2 protein-coding genes and 1 pseudogene are annotated in these 2,284 nt (G+C 60.2%); 2 read left to right on the top strand and 1 reads right to left on the bottom strand.

Going from position 1 to position 2,284, the window contains the following annotated elements:
• The coding region (tnpB, locus tag AMM41_RS21370) for an IS66 family insertion sequence element accessory protein TnpB (RefSeq protein WP_194944937.1) at window positions 1-279 on the top strand (279 nt) is incomplete at its 5' end.
• A gap of 94 nt (window positions 280-373) precedes the next feature.
• A complete protein-coding gene (locus tag AMM41_RS21365; RefSeq protein ID WP_194944936.1) occupies window positions 374-1,936 on the top strand; it encodes an IS66 family transposase in 1,563 nt (520 codons plus the stop codon).
• A 37-nt stretch (window positions 1,937-1,973) separates the two neighbouring features.
• Here the strand turns inward: AMM41_RS21365 and AMM41_RS21360 are convergent.
• Window positions 1,974-2,284 (bottom strand): annotated as a pseudogene (locus tag AMM41_RS21360) (ATP-binding protein); the annotation flags it as partial.

The raw sequence follows: 2,284 nt of genomic DNA, 5'->3' as shown, positions 1-2,284 counted from the left end.
GGTGTCGATACGGCCCTGGCGCGGGTGGTGCAAGTCTTTGGCGCGGCCCATCCGCACCATGCCTACCTTTTTGCCAACCAGCGTGCCAACCGCATGAAGGTGTTGGTGCACGATGGGCTGGGTGTATGGCTTGCCGCGCGCCGTCTAAACCAAGGCAAGTTTGTCTGGGGCAACCGACTTGGAGGCAGTTTGACCCTGAGCGCAGAACAACTCCAGGCGCTGGTTGTTGGCCTACCTTGGCAGCGCCTAGGCCCTGCCGGGGTGATCACGGTGCTGTGACTGCAGTGGCCCGATCTTGAATGCCAGATGCAGCCTCTGCAATCGGTACATGTGCCAATGGTCAAAGGCCCTTGCGCACGCGATGATTGCACCCATGAACGAAACGCTCGATCTTGACGGCATGAGCCAGCTGCAAATGCACCAACTGGTGCAGCAGTTGATGGGCACTGTGCAGCAACAAAGTCGATTGGTCGAGCAGCAATCCACCGAGCTCAAACACAAGCAAGCCCTGCTGGACAAGCTCACGTTCGAGATGGCTGTTCTCAAGCGGCTGAAGTTTGCGGCAAAGTCAGAGGCCCTGAATGCCAATCAGCGCAGCTTGCTCGAAGACGCGCTGGAAGAAGACCTGCAGGCTGTGGGCGAAGAGAGCGAGCAGATGCGCCCGGCCGCCCAACGTACACCCAGTCAGCCCAAACGCCTGCCACTGCCCGAGCAGCTGCCACGCCAAGAATTCAAGCACGAGCCCGAAGTTACCCAATGCTGCGAGCAGCCCATGCGCCGCATGGGCGAGGACGTAGCCGATAAGCTGGACTACACACCCGGCGTGTTCACGGTGCACCGCCATGTGCGCGGCAAATGGGTGTGCGCTTGCTGCCAAACGCTCAAACAAAAACCAGTCGATGCGCACATCATCGACAAAGGCCTGGCCACCACCGGTTTGCTGGCCCAGGTGCTGGTGGCCAAATACGCCGACCATTTGCCGCTGTACCGTCAAGAGGCCATCTATGCCCGAGCCGGAGTTCCCCTGGCACGCTCCACATTGGCGCAGTGGGTGGGCAGCTGCGGCGTGCAACTACAGCCTCTGGTCGATGCGCTGCGCCAAGAAGTGTTGCAGCACTGGGTCATTCACGCAGACGAGACCACGGTGCAGATGCTCAAACCCAAGGCCGAAAGCAACGGCAAGACGCACAGGGCCTACCTGTGGGCCTACAGCCCCGGTAGACACGAAGACATCAAGGCGGTGGTGTACGACTTTTGCGAAAGCCGAGCGGGCAAGCATGCGGGCGAGTTTCTTGAGGACTGGAGCGGCACGCTGCTGGTCGATGACTTTGCGGGCTACAAGCAACTCATGGGCGGCGCCATTGAGGAGGCTGGCTGCTGGGCGCATGCCAGGCGCAAGTTCTTTGATCTGCATGCGGCCAACAAGAGCCAGATGGCGCAACGTGCGCTGGAGCAAATTGGTCAGTTGTACGAGCTGGAGCAGCAAGCCAAGGACATGGACGGAGCCAATCGACTCAAGCTCAGGCAAGAGGAAAGCGCCAAGGTCATCAAGAAACTGAACGCCTGTCTCATGGAGCAAAGAGGCAAAGTGCCCGAGGGCTCGGCCACGGCGCGGGCGATTGACTACAGCTTGAGGCGCTGGACAGCACTGACGCAGTTCCTGAGCAACGCACAGATACCGATAGACAACAACTGGATTGAAAACCAGATGCGCCCGATCGCCCTGGGTCGCAAGAACTGGCTGTTTGCGGGCTCACTCAGAGCGGGCCAAAGGGCGGCAGCGGTGATGAGTCTGATCCAGTCGGCCAAACTCAACGGTCACGACCCGTACGCGTACTTGAAGGACGTGATGGAGAAGCTGCCAACCTGGCCCAATAGGCGGATTCAAGAGTTGCTGCCACACCGCTGGCAGCTGACTGGGCAAAGAATCGGCTGAAACTTGTGGGTGGGCAGGGGTTCGCCGTACGCTTACCGCGGGGCAGCTTGTAGCGCTGGTGCACGATGGCCTGCAACGCCTCTGCTGCCTCCGCCGTGATTCGCCTGGCCAGAAACAAATCGTCCACGATCAGCAAATCCGGCTTGACCCACTCCCGCAGCAAATTCGCCCTGTCCTGGCTGCCCGCCAGCGCATACCGCGCAAACTCGGTGTCCGCCTCCAAATACCGCACGTCATAGCCTTGCAGCGTGGCCTGGTACGCCAGCGCCTTGGCCACATGGCTCTTGCCTGTACCCGGTTTGCCCACAATCAGTGCATTGGCCCCTTGGGTGATGAACTTCAAGGTGT

Origin of the sequence: Limnohabitans sp. 2KL-3, from assembly GCF_001269405.1 — a bacterium.
Classification (GTDB): Bacteria; Pseudomonadota; Gammaproteobacteria; order Burkholderiales; family Burkholderiaceae_C; genus Limnohabitans_A.
This window is presented reverse-complemented; position numbering and strand designations above follow the sequence as displayed.